We start from the raw sequence: 17,349 nt of genomic DNA on the forward strand, positions 1-17,349 counted from the left end.
AGCCTGCGGCAGCTCCTACAGCTTGGGATTCAGGCTTGTGGGGTTTTGCGGAAGCCGACGGCCAGGCGGTTCCAGCTGTTGATGGTGCTGATGGCCACGGTCAGGTCGACCATTTCCTTGGGCGTGAATTGCGCGGCGACGACGTCGTAATCTTCGTCCGGGGCGTGAGTCAGGCTCAACTGGGTCAGCGACTCAGTCCACAACAGCGCGGCACGTTCGCGGTCGCTGAAGAACGGCGCTTCACGCCAGGCCGTCACGGCGAACAGGCGGCGCGGGGTTTCGCCGCCCTTGATCGCGTCAGCGGTGTGCATGTCGATGCAGAACGCGCAGCCGTTGATTTGCGAAGCGCGCAGTTTGACCAGTTCGATCAGGGTCTTTTCCAGCGGCAGTTTGGAGACTGCGGTTTCCAGCGCGATCATGGCTTTCAAGGCGTCAGGCGAAGCGGTGTAGAAATCGGTACGAGGTTTCATGCTGGCTTTCCGGGGCGAGTGAATGTGTGCCTACGGTAGTCCTGGGGGGCGGTTCGGCAAATAGCCAATATTCCAGAAGATCAGGAGGCCACTTGCTCACACCGTTGACCGCTCGTCAGCCAACCGGCACCAAGCCTTCGGCGTGCCAGACCAATATCAGGTAAATCCCCTTTTTGGAGACGTACCATGATGACGCGCAAACTCACCTCGTTACTGCTTGCCGGCCTGCTGGCTACGGCCTCGGCTGCCAGCTTCGCCGCCAATGACGGCGCTGATGCGACCGGCACTAAATCCGGCGCCACCAGCGGCTCGACCATGCCACCGGACAACACCCCGGGCGCGCCATCAGGCGGTAACAGCTCCGGCGGTGCAGGTTCCGGCACCGGCACCAATGGCGGCGCCAGTGGTTCAGGTTCAGGGGCTGGCGGCGGCACTGGTTCGGCCGGCGGCGGAACGGGCGGTGCAGGCGGTGGCACTGGCGGCTGAACGAACAAGAGCCACCCGTGGTAAACGCAAGATCCCCTGTAGGAGTGAGCCTGCTCGCGATGGCGTCAGCACATTCAACGTTTCATTGAATGACACTGCGCTATCGCGAGCAGGCTTGCTCCTACAGGAGTTGTGTTGGATGGGGGGTTAGCGGTCGGAGCGCATCAGCTCGGCGATGCCGCCATCCAGCGACAGCACCGCCGCGCGGTTACGCCCGGCATTCTTCGCCTGATACAACGCCGCATCCGCACGTTGGATAAACACTTCCAGACTGTCGTTGCCATTCGGAATAAACGAATAACAGCCAAGGCTCACCGTTAGATAGCCGGTCGGCGAACCGCTATGAGTGATGTGTTTGTCGATCACGCTGCGACGAATCTGCCCGGCAATCGCCAGCGCGCCGTTGATGTCGGTGTCCGGCAAGAGCACCGCAAATTCTTCACCACCATAACGCACCGCCAGATCAGCCTTGCGCTGGCAGCACGTCTTGACCACCTGCGCCACCTGCGTCAGGCAGTGATCGCCGGCGACATGCCCGTAGGCATCGTTGTAGCGCTTGAAGAAATCAATATCGAGCATGATCAGGCTGACCGGGCTGACCTGCCGCGCGCCACGGGCAAATTCGATCTCCAGCGAGCGTTCAAACAAACGCCGATTGGCCAGCCCGGTGAGGCTGTCATGCGTCGCAATCTGCTCCAGCGTCAATTGCGCCTTGCGCAGGTTCTTCTCGATCCGCTCACCGTCACGCACCTGATGAATGAACACCCAGCCAAACAGGCCGACACCGAGAATCAGCAGCGCAACGATCACGCTCGATTGAACCGCCCGCTCGTACCACCCCTTGAGAATCGTGTCTCGCGAGGTCGCGGCGGCCACCACCAGCGGATACGCAGCCAGCTGTCGATAGCCATACAAGCGCGTGACGCCATCGACCACCGAATTGATCATCGCGGTGCCGGCGGGCGCGTCGGGCAGCAACTTGCGATAAATCCTGCCTTGGGCCAACGAGCTGCCGACCAGGCCTTCATCGAACGGCCGACGCGCCAGCAGCGTGCCGTCGGTCAAGCCGAGGAACATGATGCCGTTGTTATCGAGGCTGAAACTTTCGAAGAAGCGGTCGAAATACGACATCTTGATCCCGGCCATCAGTACGCCCTGAAAGTTGCCCGCGCGGTCGTTGATGCGTTTGGAGATCGGGATGATCCACTCGCCGTTTTCGCGGCTGCGAATCGCCGGGCCGATGTGCGCCACGGTCGATACGTTCTGCTGATGGAATTTGAAGTACTCGCGATCGGCCACGCCGTTGCCATGGGGCAAGTCCGGGTAGGAGGTGATCACCCACTGGCCCTTGTTGTCGAACAGGAACATGCCGTGCAATTGCTCAAGTTGCTGCACACGCCGGGCGAAGGTTTTCTGCAATCGGGTCTTCTGTGCCGCGCCGTAACCATCGTCCTCGACCCAATCGACCAGGCTGGTCAACACCAGATCCGCCGCCAGGAACGTGTCCTCGGCCTGCTGCGCCATGGCCCGGGTCAGGTTGGCCGAGGCCATTTGCGCCACCGCCAAGTCCTGGCGCCGTGACTGCTCCAGTTGCAGATACAACAACCCGAACAGGCACAGACACACCGCCACGGTAAACAACACAGCCGCTTTGCGCAGCGGCAGCCGTTTAAGGGAGCCTCCGGGGGCCTGGTGCGGATCGTGAATGGGGATTGGCAAACGCATGTCCTGAGCAGGTACGACAAGGGCAAAGGCCCGAAACCCTTATGTTTTGTGAGCGTAGCCCACCAAGATGCACCGGGCAAACGCCAGCCGCCCGCGCCGTTGTATCGGCGCGCAGTGAATTAGGATGATTGTTTGACGAAAATATTTTCCAGCGCCGTATCAGCAGTCATAAACCGTATGAACGCAGACGCGAAGAAAAGCAGGCTTGTGGAGGAACATCTGCCCCGGCAACATTCTTGAAGAACGCAGGAAACCCTCCGAATCAAAAAGGCCGTCCTCTGCATGAAGTCACTGCTGTTGTTTGCCGCCATCGCGCTGTCGGGGGCGATGTTCGTGGGTTACTACGAAAAGATGGAAGACGCTGATCCCGAGAAGGTGTTCTTCATCAAAAAGCACCCGACCTTGCAGATAAAGTTCGTCAATATCTTCGCCAACGAAGCGGACGATAAAAAGCTCACCCGGCTCAGTGACGTGGAAAGACAGTACGTTATTGATTACTGCAACTATCGGCTGGGCATTTCGACCGAACTCAAGACTCAGCAAGATCTGGAACAATGCAAGCAACGCTAGCGTCATCAGGGCTGAAAACCCTGTGGCGAGGGAGCTTGCTCCCTCGCCACAGGTTCAATCCTCAGTCTTCAGCCGATCGACTATGGATCATCAGCGCGACGGCGGCACACGGATGTCACCTGCCCGGCACTGGGTTTTCACGCCCTTGCCGCACGCGCCCAATTGCAGGTCCTTGCCCATGCACACGCGCACTTCCGACAACTCGGGGCCGCTGCAGATCACCGCGATGCCATCTGCAGGAATCCCCGGGTTGGCTTTGCGGAACAGGTCGGCGATCTCCTGCGCTTCGAAGTAATACGAGCTGTTCAACGGTTGTAGCTCATCAGGGATTTTCACCGCTGCGACCGCTTTGTCCGCCTCATCCAGATAGCCCATCACGCCGAGGCCGCTGCACGTGCCGTGCTTGGACCATTCGTGATCGAGCAGTTTTTTGGTCGGGAACAGCGTCAGGCCCTTCGCGGTTTCCGCCGCCGACAGCGTGGTCAGCGGTGGGCATGATTCCGGCCAGCCGCCCTTGGCGTATTGCGGCCACAAGCCATGCAGCACGAAGCCGTAACCCTTGCCGGTGCACTGCGAATCGTCCTTGTGGGTCAAACAGAAGGTCGGCGACCAGGACAGCGCCAGCAGGTAGTAATCGAACACCCCCGCCACCGCTTCCGCCTGCACCTGGCTGGATTGCGACTGACGCGCCGAACTCAAGCCGATGCTACCGGCCGTCAGCGCAATCACTGCCAAAATTGTAAACAGCTTTTTCATCTACCCGCTCCTTGGGACGCCTGCGTCCGTGGTTTTCCATCCTGGCCGGACTGGCCAGCGTTGATTTCGACACGCTTGTGTTGCAAGCGCATGACGCAAGGCAACGCCGTACGTCGTTGAAGGGTCTACGATTAACAGGCAGACATCAAACCAAGGGATCCGAAATGAGTAAAGCAGACGAACTCGCCGCCAAACTCAAACAAACCCGGCACATCCACGCGGATGCGGCGCTGGAGATCGATTGCTGGCCGGCGCAGGTCTACGACCTGTATCACCGCATCGAGGCGTGGCTGCAACCGGTGACTGAAGTCGGCCTGAAGATTCGGCGCAATCCGACCCACGTTTGCGAAACCTCGCCCGATGGCGAAAGCCATGATTACGCCATCGACCAACTGGTGATTGAAGCCAATCACCAAAGCCTGACATTTGATCCCATTGCCCGGTTTACCGAGGACGGCGCTGGACGTGTGCAAATCAGCCCGTCAGCCACAGACACCTACTTGCTGCGCACCGTGGATGAACACGGCGAAAGCCACTGGTGGATGCAGTCGATTGAAACCGGGCAACAACTGGATGCGATCGCACTGACCGAGAACAACCTGTTGCTCGCTGTGCAGGAAGGTCTCGGGCTGTAAGCGCAATTACTGCCGTCGTGAGGAGCAAAAATCAACGATCACCGGCGATAGCAGTTCGATCAACTGCGGATCGGCATGCTGGGCGGTAAACAGGCGAAATTGCGCATCCGGCAGCGTCGGTAAACCGTGTTCTGCACCGAGTGCTGTCAAGCCTTGGCCAAGCTGACTCAACGGCATCGGTGCCACGGCAAAGCCGGACAATGCCGCCGCGCGCAATCCGCCAGTGCTTGAGCACAGCATGGCGGTACGCTGGGCGATACCGGCCTGGGCCAACCGGGTCAGCGCGGCTTCGCGATACGGACACGGCTCTGGAAACAGCGCCAACGGCAACGGTGTCGGCAGTTGCGTGAGCGGTTGTGCTGCCCACGCCCACACCAACGGCTCTTGCCAGAGCAAGCGTCCCGACTCGCCGGTTTCACATTGCGAGCCAATGACCATTTCCAGATCGCCCAGGCTCATCTGGTTGAGCAGTGTCCCAGGAATGTTCACCTGCACATCGATCTCCATGCCGGGGTGCTGCGCCACGCAATCCTGCAACGCCCGCAACAATCGCGCTTCGATAAAATCCTCGGAAACGCCAATCCGCACCTTGGCCTGCAACGGCACGCGCGTGAGTTGCGCCCAGGCATCGCGGTTCAGCGCCAGAATCGTCCGCGCGTAGGCCATCAGACGCTCGCCATCCGGTGTCAGCTGTTGCGATCGCGTGGTGCGCTTGAGCAGCGGCTTGCCCACCTGATCCTCCAGCCGACGCAAATGCCCGCTGACTGCCGATTGCGTCAGATGCAATTTTTCGGCGGCACGGCTGAAACCGTCTTCGTCGACGACGGTGACAAAAGTCTTGAGTAGCACAGCGTCAAACATAGTGAGATACGTGATCAATGGCTGATTTATTTATGATTTATAGTTAGAAGCGCTCTATGTTGCAATGCCTCGCATTCATCCCGCACATGCCGAGGCTCACGTGACCACCCTCCTTCACATCGAATGCTCACCGCGCAAACAACGTTCCGCTTCGCTGGAAGTGGCCCACAGCTTTATCGAGCGCCATCAGCAACATCACCCGCAAACGCACATCGAAACGCTGGATCTGTGGAGCGTGCCACTACCGGAGTTTGGCGAAGAAGCCATGAGCGCCAAATACGCCGGCCTCGCCGGCATACCCCGCACGCCGACCCAGCAATCAGCCTGGGAGGAACTCGAAGCGCTCGCCGCCTGCCTGCACCGCGCCGACATTCTGGTGTTGTCGGTGCCGCTGTGGAATTACAGCATTCCGTACAAGCTCAAGCACTTCATCGACCTGGTGTCGCAGAAAGACATCCTCTTCAGCTTCGATCCCGAGCGGGGTCCGCAAGGTTTGCTGCAAGGCAAAACAGCCGTGGTCGCCTATGCGCGCGGCCTGGATTTTTCCGCGCAATCGACGACGCCGGCCGAACGTTTCGACTTTCAGAAACCTTACGTGGAAGCCTGGCTGGACTTTATCGGCATCACCGACATCCACGAAGTGATCGTCGAGAAGACCATTCTCGGCGACGACATGGACCGCGACTCGCGGCTTGTCGCCTCACAACAGGCGCGGGATCTGGCAGATCGCCTTGTGCGGGCTGGATGACACTGACGAAAGCCTTTCACTACACTGGGCGACCGTCCTTCCCGGAAGCCCGATCTCAATGACAACTCTAAAAAACACGATGATCTTCTGCGCGGCGCTGACATTGGCCACTGGCGCACACGCCGAGACAATCGCTTCGCACCTCGACAGCATCCAGCAACAAGGCCAACTGCGCGTCTGCACCACCGGCGACTACAAGCCCTACACCTTCAAACGCGACGACGGCGATTTCGAAGGCATCGACATCGCCATGGCGCGTTCACTGGCCGACAGCCTCGGCGTCAAGGTGCAATGGGTGCAAACCACCTGGAAAACCCTGATGCCGGACATGCAGGCGGGCAAATGCGACATCGGCATGGGTGGCATATCGGTGACCCTGGAACGGCAGAAAAAAGCCTACTTCAGCAACACCCTCGACACCGACGGCAAGATCCCGCTGGTGCGTTGCGCCGATCAGTCCAGGTACCAAACGGTCGAGCAGATCAACCAGCCAAACGTGCGCCTGGTCGAACCCGCCGGCGGCACCAACGAAGCCTTCGTCCACGCCTTCCTGCCCAAGGCGCAACTGGCCCTGCACGACAACGTGACGATCTTCCAGCAACTGCTCGACAACAAGGCCGACGTGATGATCACCGACGCCTCGGAAGCGCTGTATCAGCAGAAATTGAAACCGGGGTTGTGCGCGGTGAATCCGCATCAGTACATGCAGTATGGGGAGAAGGCTTACCTGCTGCCGCGCGATGACATTAGCTGGAAACTATACGTCGACCAGTGGCTGCACTTGAGCAAAGTCACTGGCAAGTATCAGCAAACCCTGGGCGAATGGATTGCCGTACCTGCCGCCCAATAACCCTGTGGCTCCCCACGAAACCTGTAGTGAGGGGATTCATCCCCGATGGACTGCGCAGCAGTCCCGACTTTTTGACATTAGAAGCGGGGGCCGCTGCGCGACCCATCGGGGATAAATCCCCTCACCACAAGTTACGCGTCGCTAATCAATCGTCATGCAACATCCCGGAACTGTACTGATTGAGGCTACTGCCAATACTGTTCCCGCCAAACTTCAACGTCGTCGCATTACTGCGCCCCTCTGGCGACTGACAATCCGCCGAAAAACAACTCGTGGTCGTCAACCCGCCCGTCCCCGAACATGCACTCAATACCAACACAGCAGCAGCAATCAACAGCACTTTGACGACATTGGCGCTCATGGCACGGCTCCCCTCGGGATGAAAAAGCAAGACAACACGACCTGATGCCAGCATCCTAGGCCCCCGCCACAAACGGCAACATGAAACTTCACCGATCGACAGCGCGGGTTCAGCTTCAAACGCTCGCGAGACAAGGACAGCCCCATGCAATACCTACCCCTCACCGACGCCAGCCCCACTGTCCAGGCCCACGTCCGTACCCTGCGCAATCAGCCGGACGTGCGCAAATACATGTACACCTCCCACGAAATCAGCGAACAGGAACATGCCCATTGGCTGCACTCTTTGCAGGGCAACCCACGTCAGCAAGTGTTTGTGGTGATCAAGGATGAGCAAGCGGTTGGTGTGGTTTCTTTGAACGCGATCAACGCTTTGCAGAAGACGGCGGACTGGGCGTTTTATCTGGATGTTGCGTTGCAGGGTAAGGGGCTGGGCAGTCTGGTCGAGTTCTGGATGCTCGATTACGCGTTCAATGTCGCCGGGCTGGAGAAGCTGAACTGCGAAGTGCTGGCGATGAACGCGGCGGTGGTGAAGATGCACCAGAAGTTCGGGTTCGAGATTGAGGGCGTTCGGCGGCAGAACGTTGTGAAGGATCGGGTGCGGGTTGATGTGGTTTTGTTGGGCATCACTAAAGAAGAATGGCAGAACAAGCGCCCTGCCCTGGCGCCTGTAATCGAAAGGTTAAATGCCGTTTGAAGCCGGGAGGCCTGCACTATTGAAACGTGAACTGAGTCCTGCCGAACTTTACGAACTCAGAGCAACCTTGTCCTGGATCTTTGTCCACACCGGCGTGGACTTCCCCTACATCGCCAGCAAAGTCGAGGGCTACGACCCGGAGCAGATCAAAGACATTTTGTACGCGGAAGTCGCCGTCATCTGCGCCGGGAATCTGGAATGCGTACTGCCACCAAACTGGACAGGTTTCGACCCTGACGCGTTGAACCAAGACATCGAGCAAATGTTGCTCGCAATCCAGAACAGCTGGATTCGGCGACAACTTCACAAGATGCACGCCGCCTGGCTGCGGTATAGCTATCGGGAAGTCTGGGACGACATTACCGCGCACTGCGAAGGCTGGCGTTAATACAGCCCTCCGTGGCAACGGGGCATCAGCGCAGCGACATACAACGCTTTGAAACGAGAGAGATGATTGCCTCCCTGCCCGCTCATTCCTTTCCCGGTTTGGGTATCGCAAAACGGCTACCGGTCTTGACCTCGCGCAACGCCAGGCTGGACTGAATGGAGGCAATCCCCACCTGACGCCTGAGCACCTGCTCGATAAAGTCGCTGTAGCTATCAAGATCCTCCGCCAACACCTGCAACACATAATCGGCATCGCCGGTGATCTTGTGACAGGCCACCACCTGCGGCAATTGCGCAATCACCGCCTCGAAAGCGTCCGGCGCGTGGTCGGCATGGGTGGAAAAACGAATGTGCACGAACGCCATGATATCCAGCCCGAGCATTCGCCGATCAAGGTTGGCCTGATAGCCCTTGATCACCCCCGCCTCCTCCATGCGCTTGCGCCGCCGCCAGCACGGCGTAAGGCTCAGCGACAGCCGCTCACTGAGTTCAGCGTTGGAAATACTGGCGTCCTCCTGCAACAACTCGAGAATCGCCAGGTCGGTCTCATCGAGGCTGATGCGTTTGGATATTTTTTTCTGCATGACGCCATTCCTGAGTAAAAACGCCCGATTAATCCACCAAACCACGAACACAAAGCAAAGAAAGCGCAGCCCAGCCGGAACAGAATATTTGCACTGGCTAACAATAACGGATGCGCAGAATGTTTACAGTTTTCAGTGATTCCCACCGTTTGCACCACGGCACCGAATTGAAAGACGGCGTGCTCAAACCGTCGTTCGAACAACCGAGTCGGGCCGACACCGTGCACAACCGCGTCAAACAGGTCGGCCTCGGGCAGATCGTCGAACCGCGCGCGTTTGACCGCTCGTGCTACGTCAACGCGCACAGCGAGCGCTACGTCAGTTTTCTCGAAAGCGCCTGGGGCGAATGGTGCGCCACCGGCCGCACTCACGACGCCTTGCCGCTGGTCTGGCCGGTGCGCGATCTGGCCGGCGAAGAGGTGCCAACGTTCATCGACGGCAAGCTCGGCTTCTATGCCATGGATGCCGGCTCGCCCATCACCGCGACGACCTGGCAAGCGGTGAAAACCAGCGCCGACATCGCCCTCACCGGCCTGGCCCTGCTCGATGAAGGCCACGACAGCGCCTTCGCACTGTGCCGACCGCCCGGGCATCACGCCGCACGCGAATACATGGGCGGTTATTGCTACCTCAACAACGCCGCCATTGCCGCACAACAAGCCATCACCCAAGGCGCCAAACGTGTCGCGGTGCTCGACGTCGACTTCCACCACGGCAACGGCACGCAGAACATTTTTTACCAGCGCAGCGACGTCATGTTCGTCTCGTTGCACGGCGAACCGGCGGTGTCCTATCCGTACTTCTCGGGCTACAGCCACGAAGTCGGCGCGGGTGTCGGCGAAGGTTACAACCTCAACTATCCCCTGCCGAAAAACACCACCTGGGAGAGTTACCGCAACGCCCTGCTCCACGCCTGCAAAAAACTCCAGCAGTTCGCGCCTGAAGTGCTGGTGATTTCCCTCGGTGTCGACACGTTCAAGGACGACCCCATCAGTCACTTCCTGCTGGAAAGCGATGACTTCATCGGCATTGGTGAACTGATCACCAGCGTCGGCTGCCCGACCCTGTTCGTCATGGAGGGCGGCTACATGGTCGATGAAATCGGCATCAATGCCGTCAACGTGCTGCACGGTTTCGAGAGCAAACGCAGCTGAGCCAGCCCGCGCTCTACAACCTTTCAATGACTGGATCGGAGAATAAGAACATGACGCTTTTTATTGATGTCGATGATGCTGCACGCCTGTTCACCCAAGTCGGTATCCGCCGCGCCATTCGCGAAATGGCCGGCTATATCAAAGCGGACTACGCGCGCTGGGCGCAGTTTGATAAATCGCCACGTACGGCCAATCACTCGGCAGAAGGCGTGATCGAGCTGATGCCCACCGACGACGGCCAGCAGTACTCATTCAAATACGTCAACGGCCACCCGAACAACGGCCAGCAGAATTTGCTCACGGTAATGGCTTTCGGTCTGCTGGCCGATGTGCAGAGTGGCTATCCGACGCTGCTCAGCGAACTGACCCTGACTACCGCCGTGCGCACCGCAGCCACCTCCGCCCTGGTCGCGCAATCGCTGGCTCGCCCCGGTGCGACCTCAATGGCCCTTATCGGCAACGGTGCGCAAAGTGAATTTCAGGCGCTGGCCTTTCATGAAATGTTGGGTATCAGCGAAATTCGTATCTTCGATATTGATCGCGACGCTTCCCTCAAGTTGAAGCACAACCTCGCGGCGTTCCCGGACATCGAAGTGATTCTGGCCAGCTCGGTGAAGGACGCGGTCAAAGGCGCGGACATCGTCACCACGGTCACCGCCGACAAAGCCTACGCAACGATTCTGACGCCGGAGATGATCGAGCCCGGCATGCACATCAATGCGGTCGGCGGTGACTGCCCGGGCAAAACCGAACTGCACGCCGACATCCTGCGCAACGCCCGGGTCATCGTCGAGTTCGAGCCGCAAACGCGCATTGAAGGCGACATTCAGCAACTGGAAGCCGATTCCCCGGTGATCGAGTTTTTCCGGATTGTGCTGGGCGAAGTGGCCGGACGCGAAAACGATGCGCAGGTGACAGTGTTCGATTCGGTGGGCTTTGCCCTGGAAGACTTTTCCTCACTGCGCTACCTCAACGACCTGGCTCACGCGCAGCAAATCGGCCAGCGCATCCACCTCGTGCCGACACCGGCCAACATCAAAAACCTCTTCCAACTGCTCGATCCGCAACCGGCCAAAACCTCGCGTCTGCGCACCGTCAGTTGATCGCAATCGCCGCCCCCACCACAGGGGGCGATTCACCTTGTGATTAGCCGCTGCACCTCTAACAAGAACGCTCGACACCTACTTTCTGCCAAAACTCAAAAACATAAAATCAAGAGGTTTTGCAATGAAATCGACCCCTTCCGGGCTGCCTGAACAGCCCGCGCTGCAGCGCACGCTCAGCAATCGTCACATCCAGTTAATGGCCATGGGCGGTGCCATCGGCACCGGCCTGTTTATGGGCTCCGGGAAGATCATCGCCCTCTCCGGGACGTCGATTATCCTCATCTACATGATCATCGGCCTGTTCGTGTTTTTCGTCATGCGCGCCATGGGCGAAATGCTCCTGTCCAACCTCAATTTCAAAACCTTCGCCGACTTCGCCGGTGCCTACCTCGGCCCGCGCGCGGCGTTTTTCCTCGGCTGGTCGTACTGGCTGAGCTGGAGCGTGGCGGTGATCGGCGACGCCGTCGTGGTCGGCGGATTCTTCCAGTACTGGTTCCCCGACGTCCCGGCGTGGATACCCGCCGTCGGCATGCTGGCAACCCTGTTCGCCCTCAACGTGCTGACCGTCAGGCTGTTCGGTGAAGTGGAATTCTGGTTCGCGATCATCAAGATCATTGCCGTCGTGACTCTGATCGGCGTCAGCACCGTGCTGATCGCCAGCTCCTTCGTCTCGCCCAGCGGCGTCACCGCGTCCCTGAGTCACCTGGTGGACAAACAGGCGGCGTTCCCCAACGGCTTGTTCGGCTTCTTCGCCGGATTTCAAATGGCGATCTTCTCCTTCGCCGGCACCGAGCTGATCGGCACCGCCGCCGCCGAAACCCGCTCGCCAGAGAAGACCCTGCCCAAAGCGATCAACTCGATTCCGCTGCGGATCATCCTGTTCTACGTCCTCGCGCTGACCTGCATTATCGCCGTGACCTCCTGGCAGCAGGTCTCCCCGGTCAAAAGCCCCTTCGTCGAACTGTTCCTCGTCGCCGGATTTCCCGCAGCGGCCGGCATCGTTAACTTCGTGGTCCTGACCTCAGCGGCCTCATCGGCCAACAGCGGCGTGTTCTCCTCGAGCCGCATGCTGTTCGGGCTGGCCAACCAAGACAACGCGCCCGGCCTATTCCGCCGACTGTCGAGCAACAGCGTGCCGCTGCTGAGCCTGGCGTTCACCACACTGTTGATGCTGGTCGGCGTGCTGGTGCTATTCATCGTGCCGGAAGTCATGACCGCGTTCACCATCGTCTCCACCGTGTCGGCGATTCTGGTGATCTTCACCTGGTCGACCATCCTTGCGTCTTACATCGCCTACCGGAAAAAGCGCCCGGATCTGCATGCGAAGTCGGCTTACAAGATGCCGGGCGGTGTGCCGATGGCGTGGTTTTCGTTGGCGTTTTTGGGGTTTGTGCTGGGGTTGCTGGCGTTGCGGCCTGACACGCGGATTGCGTTGATGGTGATGCCGGGGTGGTTTGTTTGGTTGGCGATTGCTTATCAGTTGACGCGGTTGAGGAAGCCTAAATCTGCGGTTGAGTCGGCGAGTCAGTTTGGCTAGATCTGCAAGCGAAAGCCGTCACTTTTGGGTGACGGCTTTTGAGTCTTTTAACGAGCCTGATCAGAGGGAGGAGTCAGCTCCAACACCCGATTTCGCCCGCCCTCGGCCAACAGATAAGTCCCTCGGCCACTGGCGACGATCGACTGCGGCGCTTTGAGAAAGGACAGTATGGTTCGCTGAACCCCGTCATTGCCGATCAGCAGCAGGCGCGCACGATGGGTCGAATCTTCCGAGATCCAGAGCCCGCGCTGATCGCACATCAGGAAAGTCGGCTGATTCAGATTGGCGAAAACGATGGGATCGCTGCCGTCCTCGCTCAAATGGCGCACCACGCCTTTGTCTTTTTCCGTGTAGAGCATGCGACTGTCTGTGCAGCGGATGATCGACTCGGCCTCATCAAGCCCGTCACGCAGAACGACCAGGGATTGGTCGCTCCACGTATAGCGAAACAAACGCCCATTGGCATGACGATCTTCAATCGCATAGAGGTGATCGCCTTCGTTCCACAGACCCTGAACGTTGGAGCCGTGAAACAACTCGGTGACCTTACCCTGCAGTAGGAAATTAACGGCAGCAGCGCCCTCCTCCTGACTGAAGACCCAGCCACCCCGAGCTGAAATCATCCCGTCCGGTTTGGATAAACCGCTGACGACACTCTCGCGCTGACCGTCGCCGGCAATCCGCACAATACTGCCGCGGCCGTCGCGAAGCTCCTGACTGACCATCAGCCCGCCGCCGTCCATCACCACCAGAGCGGCTGCTTTCGGCACATCACCGTGGATAACGCGATAGCTCCATTGGCCGGCAGCCTGTACCGGGTAGAAACTTTGCCACGCGAAGAAAGCCAAGGTTGCCACAAGCAACAGTATTAAAAGCCACAGAACTAGACGCAGTGTTTTGGAGAATTGACCACGACTTGCCGGAATAGCGGTTACGTTCGACATTAGCCCTCGCTGGTACGTCATCCTGACGGTTGGTTTTCATCGCCCGAGTATAGGATTGTTTTTTTGGGGTGTGGCTCGATCAGGCTTGATACGCTCGCGCTCATTGAGACAGGGAGTCAAACATGGAAAATCCAGCCCTCACGCCCACCACCCGCACCAAGCGCGACTGGGCTTCAGCAACAGACAAAGAGCGCGCCGATGTCCATTGGTCGCTGTCTGACGCGTTTGTCGACAATGAGGTCAACTACGCATTCATCGCACGCCAAACCCAGGATTACGATCCGCAAGAGATCAGGCGAATCCTCTATGAAGAAGTCGCACCGGTGTGTCACACCAATCTTGAAACCGTCATTCCGATGATCTGGTCCGCGTTCAATCTGCAGCAATTGCAGGCTGACATAGCAGAAACATTGAAAGCCCGAGAAAGTAGCCGCTTCAGACGTCAGCTAGACAAACTGCTGATTCGCTGGCTGGAATTTCGATACAAATACATATGGCAAGAAATCTCCAGGCACTACCCAAAATAACCAGCCCCACCGAGGCGGCAGCTCCACCTTATTGGCAAATCGAAATCACTGAGTTTTTCGTATGACTGTGCAAATGGATACTCCTTACGCTGTCGGTGCCTACCGCAGCAACAGCCATGAACCTCTGCCACCGCCAAAATGGACGGAAGATGCCAATCGTTCAGGGAGCTTTGATACCCATCTCGTCTTTGGTCATTACGCCAATTTGGAACCGGCGATGGAGATTACGATCCAGCTGCAAGGCGAAGAACAATCGATTTACCAGCGGCAGCAGAAGCAAGGAAAAAAGGAAGAGGTACATTGCGATGCCAGACACTGGCGCTTTCAAAATTCGAGCAAAATCCCTCACGTACTATTCGTCCTTAGAATAGTATGCATTTCTTTTATATGGGCACCCTGGTCTACCTGGATCTTCGGATCAATTAAACCAGAGCTCGGGTATGGCCCCCCTGACACAGGGCTTGCACTTCTAATTTCATTTTTTGCTGTCACCTTAATCCTAACTTCTTTAACTTTATATATGACAGGAAAAAAAATAGTTCATCATCTACAAATCGCAGGCTTAATTATCTGCGCCATTACTGTATTTTGGCTCAAGGGTTCGTTATGGGGCAATAGCAGTATGCAGATTGCTTTATGGGCGGGTGCTTTCCTTTATTTCATGGCGACCACAGGTTCAGATGCTCTACTCTGGCTCCATAGCAAAATAAGTACGTATGACGGCAGCGAGTTCAACCGCATAGACGGCATGCTTCGCTTCAAACGTCGCTTCCGCCGCCTCTTCGTTGCACCGTTCGAAGAGTTCGACCCAGTGCTGCAAATACTGCCCAGCGGTTATGGCTCCCATGACTATGCCATCTGGTTGCACCACCGCTATACCGACAACAAAATTTGTCTGGCGACCAAAGTCCACGCCTTGGGTCTCGACCAGGCGAATGCATTGGCTTTCTGGGATTGTCTGCAACGCTATATGGACGTCACACAACCGCTTCCTGATTTGCCAGTGCTGGAGCAAAGTCGCCACCTCGACCCGGTGACTGCCGCCTACGATGCCAAAACGAGCCGTAACCCGAGACGTTGGCGTGACCAGTCGGAAAAGGGCTGGCTGGCAACTGGTTTCAAGCAACTGACCCAACAGATCCAGCAATGCCCTTGGCAACAACAACCCTGCATCATTAAGGCTCGTATTGATCCGTCTCTTAGCATCGAAGCCTACTACCGCGCTCAAGAAGCTAAAGGCATCCAAGCAACACCTAAGGCCGATGATTTTGATGATTTGCATCGCGGTTAATTCAAGATTCAGTTTTTGTATGGAGAAATTTTAGAAGGTAACCCATAAGTGTAGGTGCGACTTTGATCAAGACTGCTGATTTCAGCTGACTTATGTGTGTAGTCTCTGAAATGCCGCGCCATAACATCGCTTACTGAACATTCACGCGGGGCAATGTGTTTTGGCAGCCGGAGTAACTGCTCACTCCTACAGTAGTTATGAGTATTTGCTCAAATACTGGTCGCCGCCCAGTTCCCTTACGTATTGCAACTGTCCCGACTCGTGACCGACTTGCGCCAGAAACGCAGCTTGGCGTTTCGGCGTGTTGATCTGCCGATGAACCATGGCGGCGTTTAGGGCAGATACAAAAACGCCCGCTTGGCGGCGGGCGTTCGGCATGATGCGTTGTAGCTGTTGTTCCGTGATCGACATAAACACTCCAGACATAAAAAAACCGCACTCAGGCGGCGATGGGATGCAGTTACTGCTTCTCGACGTTCACCACCTCGGAGGTGCGTATATCGGCGTAGAGAATTCCAGTCTCGATGACCGGAAACACTAGACACCCTTGGGATGTCCCAGTCCATTTCGAATAGCCGGCTCACCCCTTCGTGCCGCAGATCGTGAAAATGGAGATCCTCAATTCCTAGCATCGGGCACGCCCGAGTAAATGACGCCGACACCGACTTGGCGTTGTACGGAAAAATCTCCCTTTCAACCTTAGGCATGCTTTGCAAGATAGCCCAAGCCTCATCCGGCAGATGACACCACACGTCATTGCCGCTCTTCTACCCGGGATTCTTCATAACTCGCACAAGGACAGCCTGCTGAGACTCGTCGAGATCCTCCCAGCGGATCAGCGTGATCTCTTCCTGCCGGCGTGTCGAAAAGATCGCGAATGCAATCACCTTTGGCATGTCAATCTGAGCTTTGCGCCGCGTCTGCATCTCAAAAAAATGCTGCATCAGCTTATCCAGCTCCTTCAGCGTCGGCCGGCGATTGCGCTCCTTGCTCTTGCTCACCATGCCCAGCTTGCGCAGCACCTTGCGAGCGTCAGGCATGGCTAGCGGATCCACCTCGTAGCCCTACGCCGGTCGCGCCACGGATAGGACCGCGCCCAAGTGCGACAGATCATTGCCGACAGTCTGGGCCTGGCCGCCACCGCCCTCCTTGCCCAGCCGCCACTGCGCAAACTCCACCAACTTCTGGCTGGTCAGTGCCGAGTCATCAAGGTCACCTAGCCAAGTGTCCTTGATCGCGTTCAAAGTTGCGTTCTTGGTCTTGCCCAACGGCCGGATCTTCTCGTACTCGTCCAGGTACGGCTCGATCATCTTCCTGATCGTCACGCCCTTGCGGTTCGCGCGCTCGATTGCACCAGGCTCGGCCAGCTCCGTCTCGCGGCGTTTGATCCAGGCTTGAGCGACCTGCTTGCGGTCGAAGCTTTGGCTTTCCTGATAAACTGTGCGCCCGTCCCGATTGATCCGTATCTGCGCCGTATAGGCCGTCGAGTTGTCCTTGCGTTTGCGTGATGTGATCGTGCCCATTTCCAGTTGCTACATTGCCGAGCTCACTTGCTACATTGTAGCAATCGACTTCGAAAACGAGGAAAAATGGGTAAAAACCGCTGTATAAAAGATCAGTACCAATGAATTTCGAAAAACCTGAAGCGCCCGTAAACACTA

Annotated in this window: 19 protein-coding genes and 2 pseudogenes; 12 read left to right on the forward strand and 9 right to left on the reverse strand. The window is 57.6% G+C overall.

Annotated elements, in window-relative coordinates; all coding sequences use genetic code 11:
* Positions 1-29 precede the first annotated feature (29 nt).
* The gene (locus PMI37_RS27465) at positions 30-470 is read right to left on the reverse strand and encodes a carboxymuconolactone decarboxylase family protein (RefSeq protein ID WP_008087552.1); all 441 of its coding nucleotides are present in this window, start codon (positions 468-470) and stop codon (positions 30-32) included.
* 186 nt (positions 471-656) lie between these two features.
* Here PMI37_RS27465 and PMI37_RS27470 point away from each other — a divergent pair, with 186 nt between their 5' ends.
* Positions 657-956, forward strand: coding sequence for a hypothetical protein (locus PMI37_RS27470; protein WP_008087554.1), 300 nt, complete (start codon positions 657-659; stop codon positions 954-956).
* Between the two features lie 147 nt (positions 957-1,103).
* Here PMI37_RS27470 and PMI37_RS27475 read toward each other — a convergent pair whose 3' ends face one another.
* Positions 1,104-2,675 (reverse strand): sensor domain-containing diguanylate cyclase, encoded by a 1,572-nt coding sequence (locus PMI37_RS27475; protein ID WP_008087555.1) that lies wholly within the window; start codon positions 2,673-2,675, stop codon positions 1,104-1,106.
* Between the two features lie 288 nt (positions 2,676-2,963).
* On the opposite strand from PMI37_RS27475, the gene PMI37_RS27480 reads away from it, so the two are divergent.
* Positions 2,964-3,251, forward strand: coding sequence for a hypothetical protein (locus tag PMI37_RS27480; protein ID WP_008087556.1), 288 nt, complete (start codon positions 2,964-2,966; stop codon positions 3,249-3,251).
* Between the two features lie 90 nt (positions 3,252-3,341).
* On the opposite strand, the gene PMI37_RS27485 is transcribed toward PMI37_RS27480, so the two are convergent.
* Positions 3,342-4,007: a ribonuclease T2 gene (locus PMI37_RS27485; protein WP_008087558.1), complete on the reverse strand. Its 666-nt coding sequence runs from the start codon at positions 4,005-4,007 to the stop codon at positions 3,342-3,344.
* A gap of 164 nt (positions 4,008-4,171) precedes the next feature.
* Between PMI37_RS27485 and PMI37_RS27490 the strand changes: the two genes are divergently transcribed.
* Entirely contained in the window at positions 4,172-4,642 is a 471-nt protein-coding gene (locus tag PMI37_RS27490; RefSeq protein WP_008087559.1) for a hypothetical protein, read from the forward strand.
* 6 nt (positions 4,643-4,648) lie between these two features.
* Here the strand turns inward: PMI37_RS27490 and PMI37_RS27495 are convergent, their stop codons facing one another.
* Positions 4,649-5,503 (reverse strand): LysR family transcriptional regulator, encoded by an 855-nt coding sequence (locus PMI37_RS27495; RefSeq protein WP_008087561.1) that lies wholly within the window; start codon positions 5,501-5,503, stop codon positions 4,649-4,651.
* Between the two features lie 100 nt (positions 5,504-5,603).
* Here PMI37_RS27495 and PMI37_RS27500 point away from each other — a divergent pair, with 100 nt between their 5' ends.
* Both PMI37_RS27500 and PMI37_RS27505 read left to right on the forward strand, forming a co-directional pair.
* Positions 5,604-6,251 carry an FMN-dependent NADH-azoreductase gene (locus PMI37_RS27500; RefSeq protein WP_008087563.1) on the forward strand — a complete coding sequence of 216 codons (648 nt, stop codon included), beginning with the start codon at positions 5,604-5,606 and terminating at the stop codon, positions 6,249-6,251.
* Positions 6,252-6,309: 58 nt separating this feature from the next.
* Positions 6,310-7,101: a transporter substrate-binding domain-containing protein gene (locus PMI37_RS27505; RefSeq protein WP_008087564.1), complete on the forward strand. Its 792-nt coding sequence runs from the start codon at positions 6,310-6,312 to the stop codon at positions 7,099-7,101.
* Between the two features lie 145 nt (positions 7,102-7,246).
* Here PMI37_RS27505 and PMI37_RS31595 read toward each other — a convergent pair whose 3' ends face one another.
* Complete coding sequence (locus tag PMI37_RS31595; RefSeq protein ID WP_008087566.1) at positions 7,247-7,462, reverse strand: hypothetical protein; 216 nt, start codon at positions 7,460-7,462, stop codon at positions 7,247-7,249.
* 144 nt (positions 7,463-7,606) lie between these two features.
* Here PMI37_RS31595 and pseH point away from each other — a divergent pair, with 144 nt between their 5' ends.
* On the forward strand, positions 7,607-8,158 hold the full coding sequence (gene pseH, locus PMI37_RS27510) for a UDP-4-amino-4,6-dideoxy-N-acetyl-beta-L-altrosamine N-acetyltransferase (protein WP_008087569.1): 552 nt from the start codon (positions 7,607-7,609) through the stop codon (positions 8,156-8,158).
* Between the two features lie 19 nt (positions 8,159-8,177).
* Positions 8,178-8,546, forward strand: a complete 369-nt coding sequence (locus PMI37_RS27515; RefSeq protein ID WP_008087571.1) for a DUF7079 family protein — start codon at positions 8,178-8,180, stop codon at positions 8,544-8,546.
* 82 nt (positions 8,547-8,628) lie between these two features.
* On the opposite strand, the gene PMI37_RS27520 is transcribed toward PMI37_RS27515, so the two are convergent.
* On the reverse strand, positions 8,629-9,129 hold the full coding sequence (locus PMI37_RS27520; protein ID WP_008087575.1) for an Lrp/AsnC family transcriptional regulator: 501 nt from the start codon (positions 9,127-9,129) through the stop codon (positions 8,629-8,631).
* Positions 9,130-9,248: 119 nt separating this feature from the next.
* On the opposite strand from PMI37_RS27520, the gene PMI37_RS27525 reads away from it, so the two are divergent.
* The 3 genes from PMI37_RS27525 to PMI37_RS27535 all read left to right on the forward strand — a co-directional run bounded on the left by PMI37_RS27525 (position 9,249) and on the right by PMI37_RS27535 (position 12,926).
* Positions 9,249-10,283: a histone deacetylase family protein gene (locus tag PMI37_RS27525; RefSeq protein WP_008087576.1), complete on the forward strand. Its 1,035-nt coding sequence runs from the start codon at positions 9,249-9,251 to the stop codon at positions 10,281-10,283.
* A 50-nt stretch (positions 10,284-10,333) separates the two neighbouring features.
* Entirely contained in the window at positions 10,334-11,386 is a 1,053-nt protein-coding gene (locus PMI37_RS27530; protein WP_008087578.1) for an ornithine cyclodeaminase, read from the forward strand.
* Positions 11,387-11,510: 124 nt separating this feature from the next.
* A complete protein-coding gene (locus PMI37_RS27535; RefSeq protein WP_008087580.1) occupies positions 11,511-12,926 on the forward strand; it encodes an amino acid permease in 1,416 nt (471 codons plus the stop codon).
* Between the two features lie 47 nt (positions 12,927-12,973).
* On the opposite strand, the gene PMI37_RS27540 is transcribed toward PMI37_RS27535, so the two are convergent.
* The gene (locus PMI37_RS27540) at positions 12,974-13,870 is read right to left on the reverse strand and encodes a hypothetical protein (RefSeq protein ID WP_008087581.1); all 897 of its coding nucleotides are present in this window, start codon (positions 13,868-13,870) and stop codon (positions 12,974-12,976) included.
* Positions 13,871-13,992: 122 nt separating this feature from the next.
* On the opposite strand from PMI37_RS27540, the gene PMI37_RS27545 reads away from it, so the two are divergent.
* Both PMI37_RS27545 and PMI37_RS31945 read left to right on the forward strand, forming a co-directional pair.
* A complete protein-coding gene (locus PMI37_RS27545) occupies positions 13,993-14,397 on the forward strand; it encodes a DUF7079 family protein (protein WP_008087584.1) in 405 nt (134 codons plus the stop codon).
* Between the two features lie 661 nt (positions 14,398-15,058).
* Positions 15,059-15,688 (forward strand): hypothetical protein, encoded by a 630-nt coding sequence (locus PMI37_RS31945; RefSeq protein ID WP_081500551.1) that lies wholly within the window; start codon positions 15,059-15,061, stop codon positions 15,686-15,688.
* Between the two features lie 201 nt (positions 15,689-15,889).
* On the opposite strand, the pseudogene PMI37_RS27560 reads toward PMI37_RS31945, so the two are convergent.
* Together PMI37_RS27560 and PMI37_RS27565 are read right to left on the reverse strand one after the other, a co-directional pair.
* Positions 15,890-16,099: pseudogene (locus PMI37_RS27560) on the reverse strand (glycoside hydrolase family 19 protein); the annotation flags it as partial.
* Positions 16,021-17,211 (reverse strand): annotated as a pseudogene (locus PMI37_RS27565) (tyrosine-type recombinase/integrase). The pseudogenes PMI37_RS27560 and PMI37_RS27565, both read right to left, overlap by 79 nt.
* Positions 17,212-17,349: the final 138 nt, after the last annotated feature.

The sequence above is a fragment of the Pseudomonas sp. GM80 genome (genome assembly GCF_000282515.1).
GTDB lineage: Bacteria > Pseudomonadota > Gammaproteobacteria > Pseudomonadales > Pseudomonadaceae > Aquipseudomonas.